16 protein-coding genes are annotated in these 17,198 nt (G+C 69.2%); 2 read left to right on the top strand and 14 right to left on the bottom strand.

Translation table 11 applies throughout. The features are described from left to right. Positions 1–13: 13 nt before the first annotated feature. The 8 genes from QRN19_RS03765 to rplU form a co-directional block, all read right to left on the bottom strand. The gene (locus QRN19_RS03765; RefSeq protein ID WP_285025333.1) at positions 14–1,291 is read right to left on the bottom strand and encodes a hypothetical protein; all 1,278 of its coding nucleotides are present in this window, start codon (positions 1,289–1,291) and stop codon (positions 14–16) included. Next, positions 1,288–1,905, bottom strand: coding sequence for a nicotinate-nucleotide adenylyltransferase (nadD, locus tag QRN19_RS03760; RefSeq protein ID WP_255376693.1), 618 nt, complete (start codon positions 1,903–1,905; stop codon positions 1,288–1,290). Before nadD ends, QRN19_RS03765 begins: the two co-directional genes overlap by 4 nt. Positions 1,906–1,915: 10 nt before the next feature. Next, on the bottom strand, positions 1,916–2,125 hold the full coding sequence (locus QRN19_RS03755; protein WP_285025331.1) for a hypothetical protein: 210 nt from the start codon (positions 2,123–2,125) through the stop codon (positions 1,916–1,918). Between the two features lie 49 nt (positions 2,126–2,174). Continuing rightward, positions 2,175–3,443 (bottom strand): glutamate-5-semialdehyde dehydrogenase, encoded by a 1,269-nt coding sequence (locus tag QRN19_RS03750; RefSeq protein WP_285025328.1) that lies wholly within the window; start codon positions 3,441–3,443, stop codon positions 2,175–2,177. 42 nt (positions 3,444–3,485) lie between these two features. Next, positions 3,486–4,265, bottom strand: coding sequence for a glutamate 5-kinase (gene proB / locus QRN19_RS03745; protein WP_079002325.1), 780 nt, complete (start codon positions 4,263–4,265; stop codon positions 3,486–3,488). Beyond that, a complete protein-coding gene (obgE, locus tag QRN19_RS03740; RefSeq protein ID WP_285025326.1) occupies positions 4,262–5,836 on the bottom strand; it encodes a GTPase ObgE in 1,575 nt (524 codons plus the stop codon). The genes proB and obgE overlap by 4 nt, the downstream gene beginning before the upstream one ends. A gap of 91 nt (positions 5,837–5,927) precedes the next feature. Continuing rightward, entirely contained in the window at positions 5,928–6,185 is a 258-nt protein-coding gene (gene rpmA, locus QRN19_RS03735; RefSeq protein ID WP_056006626.1) for a 50S ribosomal protein L27, read from the bottom strand. Between the two features lie 20 nt (positions 6,186–6,205). Next, complete coding sequence (gene rplU, locus QRN19_RS03730; protein ID WP_079002324.1) at positions 6,206–6,514, bottom strand: 50S ribosomal protein L21; 309 nt, start codon at positions 6,512–6,514, stop codon at positions 6,206–6,208. A gap of 335 nt (positions 6,515–6,849) precedes the next feature. Here rplU and QRN19_RS03725 point away from each other — a divergent pair, with 335 nt between their 5' ends. Further along, positions 6,850–7,140 carry a DUF4031 domain-containing protein gene (locus QRN19_RS03725; RefSeq protein ID WP_285025321.1) on the top strand — a complete coding sequence of 97 codons (291 nt, stop codon included), beginning with the start codon at positions 6,850–6,852 and terminating at the stop codon, positions 7,138–7,140. A 10-nt stretch (positions 7,141–7,150) separates the two neighbouring features. On the opposite strand, the gene QRN19_RS03720 is transcribed toward QRN19_RS03725, so the two are convergent. Continuing rightward, entirely contained in the window at positions 7,151–9,577 is a 2,427-nt protein-coding gene (locus QRN19_RS03720) for an Rne/Rng family ribonuclease (RefSeq protein ID WP_285025320.1), read from the bottom strand. Between the two features lie 312 nt (positions 9,578–9,889). Between QRN19_RS03720 and QRN19_RS03715 the strand changes: the two genes are divergently transcribed. Beyond that, a complete protein-coding gene (locus QRN19_RS03715) occupies positions 9,890–10,489 on the top strand; it encodes a vitamin K epoxide reductase family protein (protein WP_285025319.1) in 600 nt (199 codons plus the stop codon). Positions 10,490–10,577: 88 nt separating this feature from the next. On the opposite strand, the gene ndk is transcribed toward QRN19_RS03715, so the two are convergent. The 5 genes from ndk to QRN19_RS03690 all read right to left on the bottom strand — a co-directional run bounded on the left by ndk (position 10,578) and on the right by QRN19_RS03690 (position 16,995). Further along, the gene (ndk, locus tag QRN19_RS03710) at positions 10,578–10,994 is read right to left on the bottom strand and encodes a nucleoside-diphosphate kinase (protein WP_064295600.1); all 417 of its coding nucleotides are present in this window, start codon (positions 10,992–10,994) and stop codon (positions 10,578–10,580) included. A gap of 2 nt (positions 10,995–10,996) precedes the next feature. Further along, complete coding sequence (locus tag QRN19_RS03705) at positions 10,997–11,371, bottom strand: DUF4233 domain-containing protein (RefSeq protein ID WP_064295611.1); 375 nt, start codon at positions 11,369–11,371, stop codon at positions 10,997–10,999. Next, entirely contained in the window at positions 11,368–12,747 is a 1,380-nt protein-coding gene (locus QRN19_RS03700) for a bifunctional folylpolyglutamate synthase/dihydrofolate synthase (RefSeq protein WP_285025317.1), read from the bottom strand. The genes QRN19_RS03705 and QRN19_RS03700 overlap by 4 nt, the downstream gene beginning before the upstream one ends. Beyond that, a complete protein-coding gene (ileS, locus tag QRN19_RS03695) occupies positions 12,737–16,105 on the bottom strand; it encodes an isoleucine--tRNA ligase (RefSeq protein WP_285025315.1) in 3,369 nt (1,122 codons plus the stop codon). The genes QRN19_RS03700 and ileS overlap by 11 nt, the downstream gene beginning before the upstream one ends. A 239-nt stretch (positions 16,106–16,344) precedes the next feature. Then, the gene (locus QRN19_RS03690) at positions 16,345–16,995 is read right to left on the bottom strand and encodes a TetR/AcrR family transcriptional regulator (RefSeq protein WP_285025314.1); all 651 of its coding nucleotides are present in this window, start codon (positions 16,993–16,995) and stop codon (positions 16,345–16,347) included. Positions 16,996–17,198: the final 203 nt, after the last annotated feature.

Here is a 17,198-nt window from a genome sequence, read left to right as displayed (position 1 = left end):
AATGCCGGCAGGGCTAGAACGCTCCGCCGAAGAAACCGATGATGAGCACCGCGATCACGCCGGCGGCGAGCACCGCGGCGGCGATCGCGAGGGTCATCAGCAGCTTGTTGCTCTGGTTGGTGGTGGCCGGTACGACGTCGCGGGTGGAGCCGTGGCTGCTGACCGCGCGGCTGGCCGCGACCGGGGACGCTGCCGTGACCGAGGCCGGCAGCTCGTCGCCCTCGATGAGTCGGTCGATCCCTGCACCGTCGAAGTGGTTCGGGTCTTGACCGGCGGAACCCAGTCCGCGGGGCAGATCGATGGTTCCGGTGATGAGGATCTCGCCCGTGGAGTTGGATGTGGCGCCCGCCTCCGCCTGTGCCGGAGCGACGGGGATGATGAGCGAGCTCGTGGTGATCTGCCCCGTGCTGGTCATGCCGCTTCCGAGGAGGTCTTCGAACGCGACCTCGTTGTCGGCCTGCGACGCCTTCTCGGCTTCGAGTGCCGCCACGAGCATGGAGTCGCGCCCGAACCCCTTCGACAGGGTCGAAGCAGGGTCCTCGGAGATGTCGTCGCGGTCCGAGACGTCGAAGAGCGAACCGGTGGCCACCGGCGCCGCAGCGGCGGGGGTCACGGGAGGCGTCGGCGCCTCGGCGGACCGGGCCTTGGCTGCGCGCTCGTCGGCGGCGGCTCGCTCGGCGGCCTTGCGTTCAGCCGCCTTGCGTTCAGCGGCCTGCTGTTCTGCGGCCTTGCGTTCTGCGGCCTGGCGCTGCTCGGCCTGCTTGGCGGCCTCGGCTTCGCGTCGTTCCTGCTCGGCTGCAGCGGCAGCCTTGGCGTCCGCTTCCTGCTGCGCGAGCTTCGCGGCCTGCTGGCGGGCGGCCTTGTTCTGCTTCTGGGGCGGAGCGACCACCTGATCGGGCGTCCGCGGCGGCAGGGCGACCGAGGGGACCGGCTGCTCGACCGGCGGTGCGACCGGCGCTGCCGGGGAGGCCACCTGCTCGATCGAGCCGGTGCGCTCGAGTTCCCGCAACTGACGGCGTGTGAGTCCGCCGGTCGGGGCCGGAGCAGGTGCGCCGGATGCCGGAGCGCTCGATGATGGAGCGGGCGGCGTAGACGCAGCCGCTGGAGCGCTCTCGTCGCGCGACGTGGCCTGCTCGGGGATCGCTCCCCCGGCGACGGGTTCGGATGTCGACGCGCGTCGTGTCCGTGGTGCAACCGCGTCCGGCGTCGCTTCGTCAGCGGACGTCGACGGCTGCTGGCTCGCTCGAGCCTGTCGCCTGGTCAGGGGCGCGTCCTCTGGCAACGCGGTCATGTGGCTTCACTCCGATACAGGTGGTGCTTGGTGATGTACTGCACGACACCGTCGGGAACCAGATACCAGACCGGAAAGCCTTTGCTCACCCGGCTCCGGCAATCCGTCGACGATATCGCTAGGGCCGGAACTTCCAACAAGCTTACGTCGTGCTGTGGTAATCCGGAAACGTTCAAATCGTGTCCCGGTCTACTCACAGCAACGAAGTGAGCGAGGTCCCAGACCTCTCGGACGTCTTTCCAACTGAGGATCTGGGCGATCGCGTCGGCACCCGTGATGAAGAACAGCTCGGCATCAGGACGCTTGCGTCGCAGATCGCGCAGGGTGTCGATCGTGTACGTCGGTCCGGCTCGGTCGATGTCGACCCGGCTGACGGTGAAGCGGGGGTTCGCGGCGGTGGCGATCACGGTCATGAGGTAGCGGTGTTCGCTGTCACTCACGCCCGATTTCCGGTACGGCATGCCGGTCGGGACGAAGACGACCTCATCGAGGTCGAAGTGCTGCGCGACCTCCGAGGCGGCGACGAGGTGCCCGTGGTGGATCGGGTCGAACGTCCCGCCCATGACCCCGATCCGAGGACGACGTGTCGTCGTCTCGGTGACGGGCGCACTCACCCCGGACAGCCTAGTGGCCGTGCTCGCCGTGAGCGGAGGCCGACTCACCCTTGCCGGCGTGGCGGTTGGCGACGTCGCGGTAGCTGAAGGTCACGGCGCCGAGGATGGCGAACAGCACGAGCGCGACCGCGCCGAACACCCAGGTCGGGGCGGCGAGTTCGACGGCGTGCTCCGATTCAGCCAAGACGGCGGTGGCCAAGACGGACGCGGCAATCGACATGATCTCTCCTTCTGTGCGACGCCTGGTGACGCCCGTACCAGTCTAGCGACTACCGACGGGTGTGGCCCGAACCACGCACGAGCCACTTCGTGCTCGTGAGTTCCGGCAGCCCCATCGGTCCGCGGGCATGGAGCTTCTGCGTCGAGATGCCGACCTCGGCGCCGAATCCGAACTCGGCACCGTCGGTGAATCGGGTCGACGCGTTGACCATCACGACGGCCGAATCGACCTCGGCGAGGAAGCGGTCGGCGTTCACCACGTCGTTCGTGATGATCGCATCGGTGTGTCCGGTGGAGTAGCGGTCGATGTGCTCCAGTGCGGCATCGAGGTCGTCGACCACGCGCACCGAGAGCTCGAGCGACATGTGCTCAGTGGACCAGTCCTCCTCCACGGCGGGCACGACGTCGGCGAAGACCTCGCTGGCACGTCCGTCCGCGTGGATGAGCACCCCGTGCTCGCGCAGGTCACCGAGCACGGCGGGCAGCAAGCGTGCGGCCGCAGCGCGGTGGACGAGGATCGTCTCGAGCGCGTTGCAGACCGATGGGCGCTGCACCTTCGCGTTGCGGACGATGTCGACGGCCCAGTCGAGTTCGGCGCTCTCATCGAGGAACACGTGGACGACACCGGCGCCGGTCTCGATCACAGGGACCGTCGACTCCCGGACGACCGTCTCGATGAGCGACGCGCTCCCCCGCGGGATGAGGACGTCGATCAGACCTCTGGCGTTCATGAGCTGCTTCGCGCCGTCCCGACCGAACTCGTCGATGGTCTGGACGGCATCCCCGGGGAGACCGACGGATTCGAGTGCCGATCGCAACAGCCCGACGAGGACCGCGTTCGAGTGCTCAGCCGCTGACCCGCCTCGGAGCACCACGGCGTTGCCGCTCTTGATCGCGAGGGCGGCGATGTCGACCGTGACGTTCGGGCGCGCCTCGTAGATGGCCCCGACCACACCGAACGGAACGCGTACCTGCTCGAGCTTCACCCCGTCCGGGGTGTTGCTCCCGCGGACCACCTGACCCACCGGGTCGACGATCGCGATGACGTCGCGGACCGCGACCGCGAGCCCGTCGATACGGCCCCGATCGAGGCGGAGACGGTCTTGCAGACCGACGCTGAGGCCCTGCTCCCGTCCCGCGACGAGGTCGCGCTCGTTCGCGGCGATGACCGCGTCCGCGCCCTCGACGATCGCGACGGCGATGGCCTCGAGGGCCCGGTTCTTCTGGGCGGTGGTCGCCTGGGCGAGGACCCGCGAGGCGCGCTTCGCAGCGGTGAGACGATCCGCGAGCGGCAGGTCGGTGATGGTGGGCGACGACATGCGTCGATTCTACTCAGCGGCGTCTGGTGGACGCGCGCCGCGTCACGCCGGTTGGAACCAGGTGCCGAGGTGCTCACCGCGGAGAGCGGACGCGACGTTCGTCGTCGAGGTCACGAGGACGGAGGTGCCCGCCTCGGCGGCCAAGCGGGCGGCGGACACCTTCGTGCCCGCTCCCCCGGTGCCGACGCCCGCGGAGCCGATGTCGCCGAAGGTGACGCCCGAGAGGGTGTCTCCGAACGGGACCTCCTCGATGCGCTCGGCGCCCGCTTCGTGCGGTGGGCGGGTGTACAGCGCGTCGACGTCACTCAGGAGGACGAGGACGTCGGCCGCGACGAGGACCGACACGAGGGCCGCCAGGCGATCGTTGTCGCCGAATCGGATCTCGTGCGTCGCGACCGTGTCGTTCTCGTTCACGATCGGGAGGATGCGCAAGCCGAGCAGGCGTTCCATCGCCCGCTGGGCGTTGCTCCGGTGACTGGGGTTCTCGAGGTCGCCCGCGGTGAGCAGCACCTGGCCGGCGACGATGCCGAACCGGTCGAGGCTGTCCTGGTAGCGGTAGATCAGCACGTTCTGCCCGACGGCGGCTGCCGCCTGCTGCGTCGCCAGGTCGCTCGGACGGGCGTCGAGGCGGAGGTAGGGCATCCCGGTCGCGATGGCGCCCGAGGACACGAGGATGACCTCGGTGCCTCGGGCGTGCGCCTCGGCGAGAGCCTCGACCAGCGCAGTGATCTGCCCGGCGTTGTCACCACTGATCGAGGAGGACCCGACCTTCACGACGATGCGTCGCGCCGACGGGATGCCACTGCGCTGGTGGATGGTCACCGGTCGTCGTCCTCCGTCGTGACACCCTCGTCCTGCTGTGCGTCAGCCGGCACGGAGCCGACCTCGAAGCCCTCGTCGTCGTTCCAGAGGCCGGCCGCACGTTCGCGGAGCAGTTCGGCTCGGGCCTCGGCCTTGGCGTCCATGCGCTCGAAGTACTCGTCGCGGCGCTGGTTGCGCGTCGGGCGGTGGCTCGCGTCGAGACGCGGGTCCGTTCCACGCGGCTGCGTCAGCAGTTCCGCGGTGCTCGTGAGCGTGGGCTCCCAGTCGAAGACCACACCGCCACCCGCACCGATCATCACGGTCGCGCCGGCGACGGCACCGGCCTTGAAGAGCGCCTCTTCGACGCCGAGCTTCGCCAGGCGGTCCGCGAGGAACCCGACGGCCTCCTCGTTGTTGAAGTCCGTCTGCTGCACCCAGCGTTCCGGCTTCGCGCCGATGATGCGGTAGAGGTTGCCGTACGTGCCACCCTCGACCGTCACCGTGAACTTGGAGTCGTCAACCGGCTTCGGGCGCAGCACGATCCGAGGCTTGGCGGCCTCGAGGGCTGCGCGGGCCCGGCTCTCCTCGACGAGCTCGCTCAACGCGAACGAGAGCTGTCGGAGGCCTTCCCGCGAGACCGTCGAGATCTCGAAGACCTTGTAGCCGCGCGCCTCGAGGTCGGGACGCAGGAACCCGGCGAGCTCCCTCGCCTCCGGGACGTCGATCTTGTTGAGGGCGATGAGCTGCGGGCGCTCGACCAGCGGCGTCTGCCCCTCCGGCACCGGGTAGGCGGCGAGCTCGGCAAGGATGATGTCGAGGTCGCTGATCGGGTCGCGTCCCGGCTCGAGCGTCGCGCAGTCCAGCACGTGCAGGAGCGCGGAGCAGCGCTCGACGTGACGCAGGAACTCGAGACCGAGGCCCTTGCCCTCACTGGCGCCCTCGATGAGTCCGGGGACGTCCGCCATGGTGTAGCGGACCTCGCCGGCCTCGACGACGCCGAGGTTCGGGTGCAGGGTGGTGAACGGGTAGTCCGCGATCTTGGGCTTCGCCGCGGACATCGCCGCGATGAGGCTGGACTTGCCGGCGGAGGGGTACCCGACGAGCGCGACGTCGGCGACGGTCTTCAGCTCGAGGAGGACGTCGCCTTCCCAGCCGGGCGTGCCGAGCAGCGCGAAGCCTGGGGCCTTGCGCTTGGTCGAGGAGAGTGCTGCGTTCCCGAGACCGCCCTGGCCGCCGGGAGCGACGACGAACTCCATGCCGGGCTCGACGAAGTCGACGAGTTCGACGCCGTCGACGTCCTTGACGACCGTCCCGACGGGGACCGGCAGGATGAGCGTCTCGCCCTGGAACCCGTTGCGGTGGTCGCCCATGCCGAAGCCGCCGGTGTCGGAGCTCCGGTGCGGTGACCGGTGGTATCCGAGCAGCGTCGTGATCTGAGGATCGGACACGAGCACGATGTCACCACCGTGTCCGCCGTTGCCGCCATCGGGGCCGGCCAGCGGCTTGAACTTCTCGCGCTTCACGGAGACGCAGCCGTTGCCGCCGCCGCCCGCTCGCAGGTGCAGTGTGACCCGGTCGACGAATGTGACCATGGACGCTCAGCCCCTCTCTGGATCATGGAACTCGGTTGTACGACAGCAGGGGGCGGGCCGAAGCCCGCCCCCTGCTGGAAAGACGTTGTTGCTACTCTGCAGCAGCGACGATGTTGACGACCTTGCGGCCGCCCTTGTTGCCGAACTGCACGGAGCCTGCCTCGAGGGCGAACAGCGTGTCGTCGCCGCCACGGCCGACGTTGGCGCCGGGGTGGAAGTGCGTGCCGCGCTGACGGACGAGGATCTCGCCCGCGAGGACGACCTGGCCGCCGAAGCGCTTCACACCGAGACGCTGTGCGTTGGAGTCACGACCGTTGCGAGTGGAACTCGCACCCTTCTTGTGTGCCATCTCTTCTTCTCCTCGATGCCTTACTTGATGCCGGTGATCTTGACGCGCGTGAGCTCCTGACGGTGCCCCTGACGCTTCTTGTAACCGGTCTTGTTCTTGAACTTCTGGATGATGATCTTCGGACCGCGGAGGTTCTCGAGCACCTCGGCCGTCACCGTGATCTTCGCGAGCGACTTCGCGTCGGAGATGATCTTCTCACCGTCGACGTGGAGCACCGCGGGAAGCTCGATGTTGCCATCCTTGTCGGCCTTGACCCGGTCCATCGTGACGATGGTTCCGATCTCGACCTTCTCCTGCCGTCCTCCGGCGCGCACAACTGCGTAAACCACTACGTACCCGTTCTTTGGGGAGCGAAACGCTCCGACTGACTGTTGCTGGAAGTTACTGCTCGGAAAGGCTCGAACACGTGGGACACCTTGATGGCAGAAAACCGTTGGGCGTGGCATTGAAAACTCAATGCACACCAACGGTCGAGTTTACTTCATCGTGCAGTCCAGGTCAAACCAGTGGGCACAGAACCTCGTGACCGAGGCTGTTCCTCACGGCTCCCACACCGGACGCACTCCACCAGTGTACCCCGGGGGCTCCTGAACGCCGGCCGGGTGCCCGGCGCGTCCGACCACGGACGGGAATCGCGCGAGACGCTCGATGGTTGGATGGAGGCATGACGGTGCTCATCGATCCCCCGCTGTGGCCGGCGCACGGCACGCTCTGGTCCCACGTGGTGAGCGACAACTCCCTGGAGGAGTTGCACGCCTTCGCCGAACGCACCGGGCTCCCGCCGCGCTCGTTCGACCTCGACCACTACGACGTCCCCGCCGAGCGCCATGCGTCGCTCGTGGCGGCCGGCGCCGTCGCGGTGACCGGCGGCGAGCTCGTCCGTCGGCTCATCGCCAGCGGCTTGCGCATCACCGCACGCGAACGGCGCGCCTCCCGAGGAGACGCGCCGTCCTGATGCGACCGGACTATTCGGCCTGACGCTGGGCGCCGTCCGAGCCGACGGCCTGTCCACCCGCGAGTGAGGCGGTCGACACGCGGCGGCTGCGGCCACGACCCTGGCCCGGCTGCTTCGGCTCGGGGAGCGCGTCGAGGACGGACTCGAGCAGGTGCTCGGGGTCCGCGACGGCGGCGCGACGCGGCTTGTCGGCGACGGGTGCGATCGGCAGGTCGAGCAAGGCCAGCGTCGGGGCTGCGGATTCGCTCTGAGCATCGGCGGAGCGTTCCTCGGAGGAACCCCGGCGCGATCCGTCACCGCCGCGGCGACGCGGTTCGCGCTTCTCGCGCCGACTCCGACGGCCGTCGTTCGGCCCGGTCGACGATCCGGACTGATCCTCCGGCGACGTCGTGGACTCGCCCGCGGCCGATTCCTCGGAACCCTGCGCCTCAGCGTGCTGCGACGATGTGTGCTGCGCCTCGGCCACGACGGCGTCGGCCACGGCCTCGGCCGCGGCGAGCTCCTCGTGGTGCAGCGTGCGCGCCGCGATCAGGGCGAGCGCGTTCTTCGCGTCGTCGGTGATCCCGTGGGTCTGTCCGGCCGGCTTCTGCTGGGCGCCCTGGCCGTTCGAGGACGGCTGGCCGCCCTGCGACCCACCCTTGCCGCGCCGACGCTGCTGCTCCGGCTGCGGCGTCTGGCGGTGCTTGACGACGGGGTCGTGGTGCACGACCACGCCGCGCCCGGCGCAGACCTCGCAGGGCTCGCTGAACGTCTCGAGGAGGCCCAGACCGAGCTTCTTGCGCGTCATCTGCACGAGACCGAGCGAGGTGACCTCGGCGACCTGGTGCTTCGTGCGGTCGCGGCTGAGGCACTCCACGAGGCGGCGCAGCACGAGGTCGCGGTTCGACTCGAGCACCATGTCGATGAAGTCGACGACGATGATGCCGCCGATGTCGCGCAGCCGCAGCTGACGCACGACCTCCTCAGCGGCCTCGAGGTTGTTCTTGGTGACCGTCTCCTCGAGGTTGCCGCCCGAACCGACGAACTTCCCCGTGTTGACGTCGACGACCGTCATGGCCTCGGTGCGGTCGATCACGAGGGATCCGCCGGACGGCAGCCAGACCTTGCGGTCGAGCGCCTTCTCGATCTGCTCGGCGATGCGGTAGTCGACGAAGGAGTCGCCCGTGCCGTCGTACGGCTCGACACGCTCGAGCAGGTCGGGGGCGACGCCGCGCAGGTAGCTCTGGATGTCCTGCAGCGCGTCCGAACCCTGGATGACGAGCTTGTGGAAGTCCTCGTTGAAGACGTCGCGGATGATCTTGATGAGCAGGTCGGGCTCGCTGTGCAGCAGTGCCGGCGACTGGACCGTCTCGATCTGGCGGGAGATCTCCGACCACTGCGACTTCAGCCGCGTGACGTCGAGCGTGAGCTGCTCCTCGGTCGCGCCCTCGGCGGCCGTGCGCACGATGACGCCGACGTTCTCCGGGAGGACCTCCTTGAGGATCTTCTTCAGGCGGGCGCGCTCCGTGTCGGGCAGCTTGCGCGAGATGCCGTTCATCGAACCGTTCGGCACGTACACGAGGTACCGACCGGGGAGCGAGACCTGACTCGTCAGGCGCGCGCCCTTGTGTCCGACCGGGTCCTTCGTGACCTGGACGAGGACCTTGTCGCCGCCCTTGAGCGCGAGCTCGATCCGGCGGGGCTGGTTGCCCGTCTCCACGGAGTCCCAGTCGACCTCGCCGGAGTAGAGCACCGCGTTGCGTCCGCGACCGATGTCGACGAACGCCGCCTCCATGCTGGGCAGGACGTTCTGCACGCGGCCGAGGTAGACGTTGCCGATGAGCGACGCCTCCTGGCTCCTGGCGACGTAGTGCTCCACGAGCACGCCGTCCTCCAGCACGCCGATCTGCGTCTTGCCGTTCTTGGAGCGGACGACCATGACCCGGTCGACCGATTCGCGGCGGGCGAGGAACTCGGCCTCGGTGACGACCGGACGACGACGACCGGCGTCGCGTCCGTCACGGCGACGCTGCTTCTTGGCCTCGAGCCTCGTCGAGCCGCGCACCTTCTGCGGTTCGGTGATGAGTTCCGGCTCACGCGGCGTGCGGACCTTGACCACGTTGCGGGTGTCGGGGCGCGAGTCGCCACCCCGCTCGCCCTGCTCCGGTCCGTCCTCGCCCGCACGACGACGCGTGCGACGCCTCGACGAGCTGAGCTCCGCCTCGAGCGGTTCGTCATCGCGGTGGACGATCGGCGGCAGGTCGGGCGCCTGGAACAGCAGCATGGTGGTCGGTGGACGCACCGGTGCGGCAGGTGTCGACTGCTCGTCGGGCCCGGCCGCCTGGGCGTCCGTCTCGGTGCTGGACGACTCGTCCGCCGTCTCAGGCGTCGCGAGGTGCTGGTCGGTCGGTTCGTGCTCGGTACCCGGCGTGGCCGGATCCTCGGTGTGCTCTTTCACCATTCCTGGTGTACTCCCCTATGCCGGGTCGGTGGCCGCGCCACCCTCCGGTTCTTCGTCTCGTGCGTGCGGCCACGGGTGCAGCCGTTCGCAAATCCTGTGTGATCGCTGGCTCTCGGAGCTCTCACGATCGTGCCGGCACGTGCCGGCGGGTCCTGGGCTCTCATTGCCCAACAAGCCTGTTGTGTCGTGCGGTCGAGCGCGGCTCGGGCACAACCCCTCGATTATCGCACGAACGGGGCCGACGGTCCTGAGTACGGACCACCCGGGCATGTCCCGCCGCCGTCCAGGCAGGCGTGCGAGAATCGGGGCGTGTCAACTCCGGTCATCGACGCGCGCCCCAGGGGCCTCGCGATCTTCCTCATCGTCGCGGGCGTCATCGGGTGGATCGCGGCGTTCGCGCTCACCCTCGACAAGTTCCAGCTCCTCCAGGATCCGAACGCCCAGCTCGGGTGCAATCTGAGCATCCTCGTGCAGTGCGGGGTCAATCTGAACTCCTGGCAGGGCGCCATCCTCGGGTTCCCGAACCCGATCATCGGTCTCGCCGCCTGGATCGCCCCGATCGCCGTCGGCGTCGCGGTCCTCGCGGGTGCGCAGTTCGCGCGGTGGTTCTGGATCGCCTTCAACATCGGGTTCCTCGGCGCTCTCGGATTCGTCATCTGGCTGATCTCGCAGAGCATCTTCGTCCTCGGCACGCTGTGCCCGTGGTGCATGGTCACCTGGTCGGTGACGATCCCCTCGTTCATCACGGTGACCGCGTTCACCCTGCGGAACGGCATCATCCCGGCGTCCCCCGCCGTCCGCCGTGTCGCCGGGGTCGTGTCCTCCTGGATCGTGGTGGTGACGCTCGGGTGCTACCTCGTGGTGGCGGTCATCGCCCAGCTGCGCCTCGACGTCCTCTCCTACCTGTAGCCGGTGGCGGACCGAACGGCCGCCCGACGCACACGACGAAGCCCGCCCCCGGAATCGGAGGCGGGCTTCGTCGTGCGGAGTCGGTGCGTCAGGCGAACCAGAGCGCGAGTTCGCGAGAGGCGGACTCGGGGCTGTCCGAACCGTGGACGAGGTTCTGCTGGACCTTGAGGCCCCAGTCGCGGCCGAAGTCGCCACGGATGGTCCCAGGTGCAGCGGTGGTCGGGTCGGTCGTGCCGGCGAGCGAGCGGAAGCCCTCGATGACGCGGTTGCCGGCGACGCGGATCGCGACGACGGGGCCGCTCAGCATGAACTCGACGAGGGGCTCGTAGAACGGCTTGCCCTCGTGCTCGGCGTAGTGGGCGGCCAGCAGCTCACGGTCCGGCTCGACCATGCGCAGGTCCACGAGCGAATAGCCCTTCGCCTCGATCCGACGGAGGATCTCGCCGGTCAGGTTGCGTGCGACGCCGTCAGGCTTCACGAGTACCAGGGTTTCTTCAACAGCCACGGTCAATCCTTCGCTTCTCGGTAGAGCGCCTGCTGACGCTCGATCTTGTCGCCTTGGACCATCGCATAGGTCCAGACGGCTGCGGCCATCCCACCGACGAGGAACATCATCGGCACGAGCAGGCCGGTAGCCACGATAGCGGCTTGCACCGCCCAGCCCAGCCAATACCCCCAGCGGAATCGCAGGAGCGGGATCGTCGCGACGATGATCAGGCACAGCACCGCTCCGCCGATCAACGCGACCGGGGCCGGGAGCGCCTTCAGCCCGAAGATCACGAGCGCCCCGAGGAACATGACGATCATCTCGAAGCCGAGGATGATCGATCCGAGGGTCTGCTTGATGCTCCGCGGAGCCCGACTCCGTGCCATGCCGCTCATGCGGTCGCCTTCCATTCCCGGTCGTCGGCGACCTCGATCGCCTCGCCCACGAGGGTGATCGAGCCGGTGATCACCACCAGCCGGCGCGGCGCCTCCTCGGCCCAGCGCCGTGCGTCCTCCGCGGCCTCGTCGAGCGTGTCGGCGAAGGTCGACGCCGGCAGGTCGAGCGATACGGCGAGGCGCGAGAGCTCCTCGGCGGGGATCGCCCGCTCCGACTCCGACTGGGTGAAGAAGAAGCCGGATGCGGCGGGCGCCAGGGTCGTCAGAATGCCGGCGGCGTCCTTGTCCTGGAGGATGCCGACCACGAAGGCGATCTCGTCGACGTCGAAGTAGCTGCCGAGTGCGGCGACCAGGGACGCGGCACCGTGCGGGTTGTGCGCCGCGTCGACGAGCACGGTCGGTTCGGTGCCGATGAGCTGCAGACGCCCCGGGGAGGCGACCTCGGTGAGGCCCTCCGCCAGGACGTCCTCCGCGATCGGCTGGGTCGCTCCGCCGAGGAACGCCTCGACCGCGGCGATCGCGAGCGTCGCGTTCCGTCCCTGGTGGTCCCCGTAGAGCGGCAGGTACAGCTCCGGGTAGGTGCCGGCACGTCCTCGGACGGTGATGAGCTGTCCGCCCACCGCGACGGCGTCCTGCACGAGGGCGAACTCCTCGCCTTCGAACACGGCCGGGTCGTCGACCGCCACGGCGGCGTCGACGATCGCCTGACGCGCGTCGGGGTGCTGCGCGGCCGAGACCACCTGCGCCCCGGGCTTGATGATGCCAGCCTTGGTGCGCGCGATCTCGGCGATCGTCTTTCCGAGACGCTGCACGTGGTCGAGGTCGATGGGTGTGAAGACGGCGACCTCGGCGTCGGCGGCGTTCGTCGAGTCCCAGGCACCGCCCATCCCCACCTCGACGACGGCGACGTCGACGGGTGCGTCGCCGAAGCAGGCGAAGCCCAGGACGGTGAGCGCCTCGAAGAAGGTCAGTGCGGGCTCGCCGGCCGCCGTGAGCTCGGCGTCGACCATCGCCAGATACGGCTTGATGTCGTCCCAGTTCCTGGCGACGGCCTCGTCCGAGATCCGCTCGCCGTCGATCCCGATGCGCTCGGTGAACCGGACGAGGTGCGGACTCGTGAAGAGACCGGTGCGGAGCCCGTGGGCGCGGAGGATGCTCTCGATCATCCGGGCCGTGCTCGTCTTGCCGTTCGTCCCGGCGATCTGGATGATCGCGAAGGACGACTCCGGGTTGCCGAGGAGTTCGAGGGCCCGCTTGGTGGCGCCGAGACGCGGCTGCGGCTGGGCCTCCCCCAGCCGTTCTAGGAGCTCGCGGTACACGGCGTCGGCGGCATCGGCTGCGGACAGCTCGTCTCCGGGGATCAGGTCATCGGACATCGGCGGTCTCCTCTGCGCGCGCGACGGTCACGGTGAAGGCTCCGGCGTTGCCGAACTTCCCGGCCGCGAACGACTGGGCGAAGCCCGACGCTCCAGCCTGCGCCTCGTCGTCGGACCAGGTCAGGGACGTCGCCAGGGTGTCGCCGGCGAGGTCGACCACGTCGAGGGCACTGCGCACCGCGCGTTCGTCGGCGTCGTCCTCGAATCGGAGCTGCAGCCGGATCCGGTCGCTCACCTGCAGGTCCGCTGCCTTCCGGGTGTCCTGCACGGCACGGATGACGTCGCGTGCGAGTCCCTCCGCTTCGAGCTCGGGCGTCAGCGTGGTCTCGAGGAGAGCGAAGCCACCCGAGGGCAGGAGCGCGAGCGCAACACCACCGGCGGCGCCGGACGAGGCCTCCATGACGAGCTCGAATTCGCCGTCGACGAGCTCGATGCCGCCGGCCGTGACCGTGCCGTCGACCTCGGACCAGTCGCCGTTCCGAGCGCCCGTGATCGCCTGCTGCACCGTCTTGCCGAGGCGCGGGCCCGCCGCGCGGGCGTTGATCGAGAGGCGCGAGGTGACGCCGAACTCGGTGCCGCTGGTGTCGGTCAACTCGGCGAAGGAGACGGCCTTGAGGTTGAGCTCCTCGCGGAGGATCGCCTCGAACGGCGCGAGCGACGCGGGGTCGGGCGTGACCACGGTGAGCGACGCGAGCGGCAACCGGACACGGAGACCGGCCTGCTTGCGGAGGGCGAGGGTGACACCGGAGACCTCGCGGACCCGGTCCATCGCCTCGACGAGCGACGCGTCCTCCGGGTACGCCTCGGGCTCCGGCCAGTCGGTGAGGTGCACGCTGCGCTCGCCCGTCAGGCCGGTCCAGACCTGCTCCGTGATGAGCGGCAGGAGCGGAGCGGCGACGCGGCAGTACGTCTCGAGGACGGTGTAGAGCGTGTCGAAGGCGTCGCGGTCGAAGTCGCCGCCGTCGGTCGACCAGAAGCGGTCGCGGGAGCGGCGCACATACCAGTTGGTGAGGACGTCCGCGAAGTCCCGCAGCGAGGCCGCGGCGAGGGTCGCGTCGAACGCCTCGAGGTGGTCGGTCACGGTGACGACGAGTTCACGCGTCTTGGCGAGGATGTAGCGGTCGAGGACGTCGGTGGAGTCCGTGCGCCAGACGGCGTCGTAGCCACCAGGCACCGCCGTGTTGGCGTACAGCGAGAAGAAGTACCAGGTGTTCCACAACGGCAGCATCACCTGACGGACGCCCTCACGGATGCCCTCCTCCGTCACGACGAGGTTGCCGCCGCGCAGCACCGAGCTCGACATGAGGAACCAGCGCATGGCGTCGGAACCGTCGCGGTCGAAGACCTCGTTGACGTCGGGGTAGTTGCGCAGCGACTTCGACATCTTCTGGCCGTCGCTGCCGAGGACGATGCCGTGGCTCACGACGCTCGTGAACGCCGGGCGGTCGAACAGCGCGGTCGACAGCACGTGCAGGAGGTAGAACCACCCACGCGTCTGGCCGATGTACTCGACGATGAAGTCCGCGGGGCTGTGCGAGTCGAACCACTCGCGGTTCTCGAACGGGTAGTGCACCTGGGCGAACGGCATCGATCCGGAGTCGAACCAGACGTCGAGGACGTCGGTGATGCGGCGCATCGTCGATCGGCCGGTGGGGTCGTCGGGGTTCGGCCGCGTGAGCTCGTCGATGTACGGGCGGTGCAGATCGGTCGGACGCACGCCGAAGTCGGCCTCGAGCTCGTCCAGCGAGCCGTACACGTCGATGCGCGGGTAGGCCGGATCGTCGCTCTTCCACACGGGGATCGGCGAACCCCAGTACCGGTTGCGGCTGATCGACCAGTCGCGCGCACCCGCGAGCCACTTGCCGAACTGTCCGTCCTTGACGTTCTCCGGCACCCAGGTGATCTCCTGGTTGAGCTCCTCCATGCGGTCGCGGAACTCGGGCACGCGGACGAACCAGCTCGACACCGCCTTGTAGATGAGCGGCTGCTTGCAGCGCCAGCAGTGCGGGTAGGAGTGCTCGTAGCTCGCCTGACGCAGGAGGCGGCCCTGTGCCTTCAACAACTGCGTGAGCGGCTTGTTGGCGTCGAAGACCTGGAGACCGGCGACGTCGGACACCTCCGGGAGGAACTTCCCGCCGTCGTCGACGGAGACGATCACCGGGATGCCGGCGGCCTCGCACACCTTCTGGTCCTCTTCACCGTAGGCGGGGGCCTGGTGCACGATGCCGGTGCCGTCCTCGGTCGACACGTAGTCGGCGACGAGGATGCGCCAGGCCTGCTCCATGCCCCACTCGGCGTCGGCGTAGTAGTCCCAGAGGCGGTCGTAGGAGACGCCTTCGAGCTCGCGCCCGACGATCGTCCGGGAGACGGCGGACTGCGCCTCGGCCGCGGAGTCGTAGCCGAGGTCCTTCGCGTAGTTGCCGAGCAACGCGGAGGCGATGAGGTACTCGCCACCGAGGACCTCGGTGTCGGCGTGGGCGGAGCCCTCCTCGCGGAGCACCGTGGCGTCGGGGGTGCCGTTCGGGCCGGCCGGGACGACCGCGTACTCGATGTCGGGCCCGACGGCGAGGGCGGCGTTCGTCGGCAGGGTCCAGGGCGTGGTCGTCCAGGCGAGCGCGCGGACGGCTGTCAGTCCGAGGCTCTCCGCCTTCGGACCGACCAGCGGGAAGGTGACCGTGACGGTCTGGTCCTGTCGGGAGCGGTAGACGTCGTCGTCCATCCGCAGCTCGTGGTTGGAGAGCGGTGTCTGGTCGCGCCAGCAGTAGGGCAGCACCCGGTAGCCCTCGTAGGCGAGGCCCTTGTCATGGAGCTGCTTGAAGGCCCAGATGACCGACTCCATGTAGGTCACGTCGAGGGTCTTGTAGTCGTGCTCGAAGTCGACCCAGCGCGCTTGGCGCGTCACGTAGTCCTGCCACTCCTCCGTGTAGCGGAGGACGGAGTCGCGCGCGACCTGGTTGAACGCGGCGAGCCCCATCTCGTCGATCTGGCGCTTGTCGGTGATGCCGAGCTGGCGTTCCGCCTCGAGCTCGGCGGGGAGGCCGTGGGTGTCCCAGCCGAACCGGCGGTGCACCTGCTTGCCGCGCATCGTCTGGAACCGGGGGAAGAGGTCCTTGGCGTAGCCCGTGAGGAGGTGACCGTAGTGCGGGAGGCCGTTCGCGAAGGGCGGGCCGTCGTAGAACACCCACTCCGGAGCGCCCTCGCGCTGGTCGATGGAGGCCTGGAAGGTGCCGTCGGCGGCCCATCGGGCGAGCACCCCCTCCTCGATCGAGGGGAAGCTGGGCGACGGCGTCACGCCGAACGCCGCGCCGTTCGACGCCGACTCGGTTGGGGTCGGTTCCTGGGACTTCGGGTAGCTCATCGTTCTCCTGGCAGGTCTCGTGGGTCCTGCGAGGACGCCGGCGTTGCCGACGCGGTACCACCCCGCTTGCCGCTCCATTGGAACGGCCGCTCTGCATCGGCTGTGACGGGCCTGACCCGCTCGGTTCTACTGGGCTCCCGCTGAGCGGTCGCCGTTCTGCCGAGGACTCCCCGGTGATGGCCGGATCGATGTCGATGGTCCCATCGTACAGCCTGCGGAGCGGCTCCGAGGAGGGTCGGCTACGAGGAACTCGGCCCGTCGATCCGGGCGAGGGCGCGGCCGTACCCGTCCACCACCGGGGCGATCGCGAGACGGAGGTAGTCGCCGAGCTCGCCCCGGCCGACACCTGCGGCCGCCCATGCCCCGGCGCCGGCGACGATCGCGCCGGCGAGCGCCGCTGCGGCGGACCGGATTGTCAGCTCGTCGGCGCGGACGGCGAGGCGCGCGAGCGAGACCCGGAGCACGGCTTGGAGACGCAGCAGACGTTCGAGACCGGACGCTTGCAGCTCCCACGCGGTGTCCATCAGTTCGATCTGCGTGAGCGCCCAGGGCACGGCACCGTTCGAGCGCTCCTCGGCGATGCCCAGGAGGGCGGCTTGCAACGACGGCATCGCGTCGGCGACGTCCGTTGCAGGGGTGTCGCCGCCTGCGGCGAGCGCCCGTTCGAGTCCGGCGAGCGCGGCGTCGACGTCGACCCAGAGGACGTCGCTCTTGGAGCCGAAGTAGTTGAAGAAGGTGTTGCGGCTGACGCCGGCGCGGCTCGCGATCTGGTCGACGGTGGTGCCCGGGTACCCCTGTTCGAGGAAGAGTTCGGCGGCCGCTTCTTCGAGGACGCGTCGGGAGGATCGTCGGGGTCTGCCGACGGCGTTCCGTGCCGGTGGTCTCGCCATGGGGGCTCCTTCCGCCGCCTGTGAGCCTAGCCGTCGTGTGAGGGGTCGGGGCGTGGTGCTGAGGCTCTATGCTGGTTCCGAGACGGCGTCCAATAATTCGTCCGACGCCGCCACCGGGCCGACAGCACCCGGTCGATCGCCTTCTGGAGTCCCTGTGCCCGCATCCCCCTCCCCTGCCCGTCGACGCCCTGCGTCCTCGCGTC

The organism is Plantibacter sp. ME-Dv--P-122b (assembly GCF_030209375.1).
Classification (GTDB): domain Bacteria; phylum Actinomycetota; class Actinomycetes; order Actinomycetales; family Microbacteriaceae; genus Plantibacter.
Note: the sequence above shows the minus strand (reverse complement) of the source record. Positions and strands in the feature narration are given on the sequence as shown.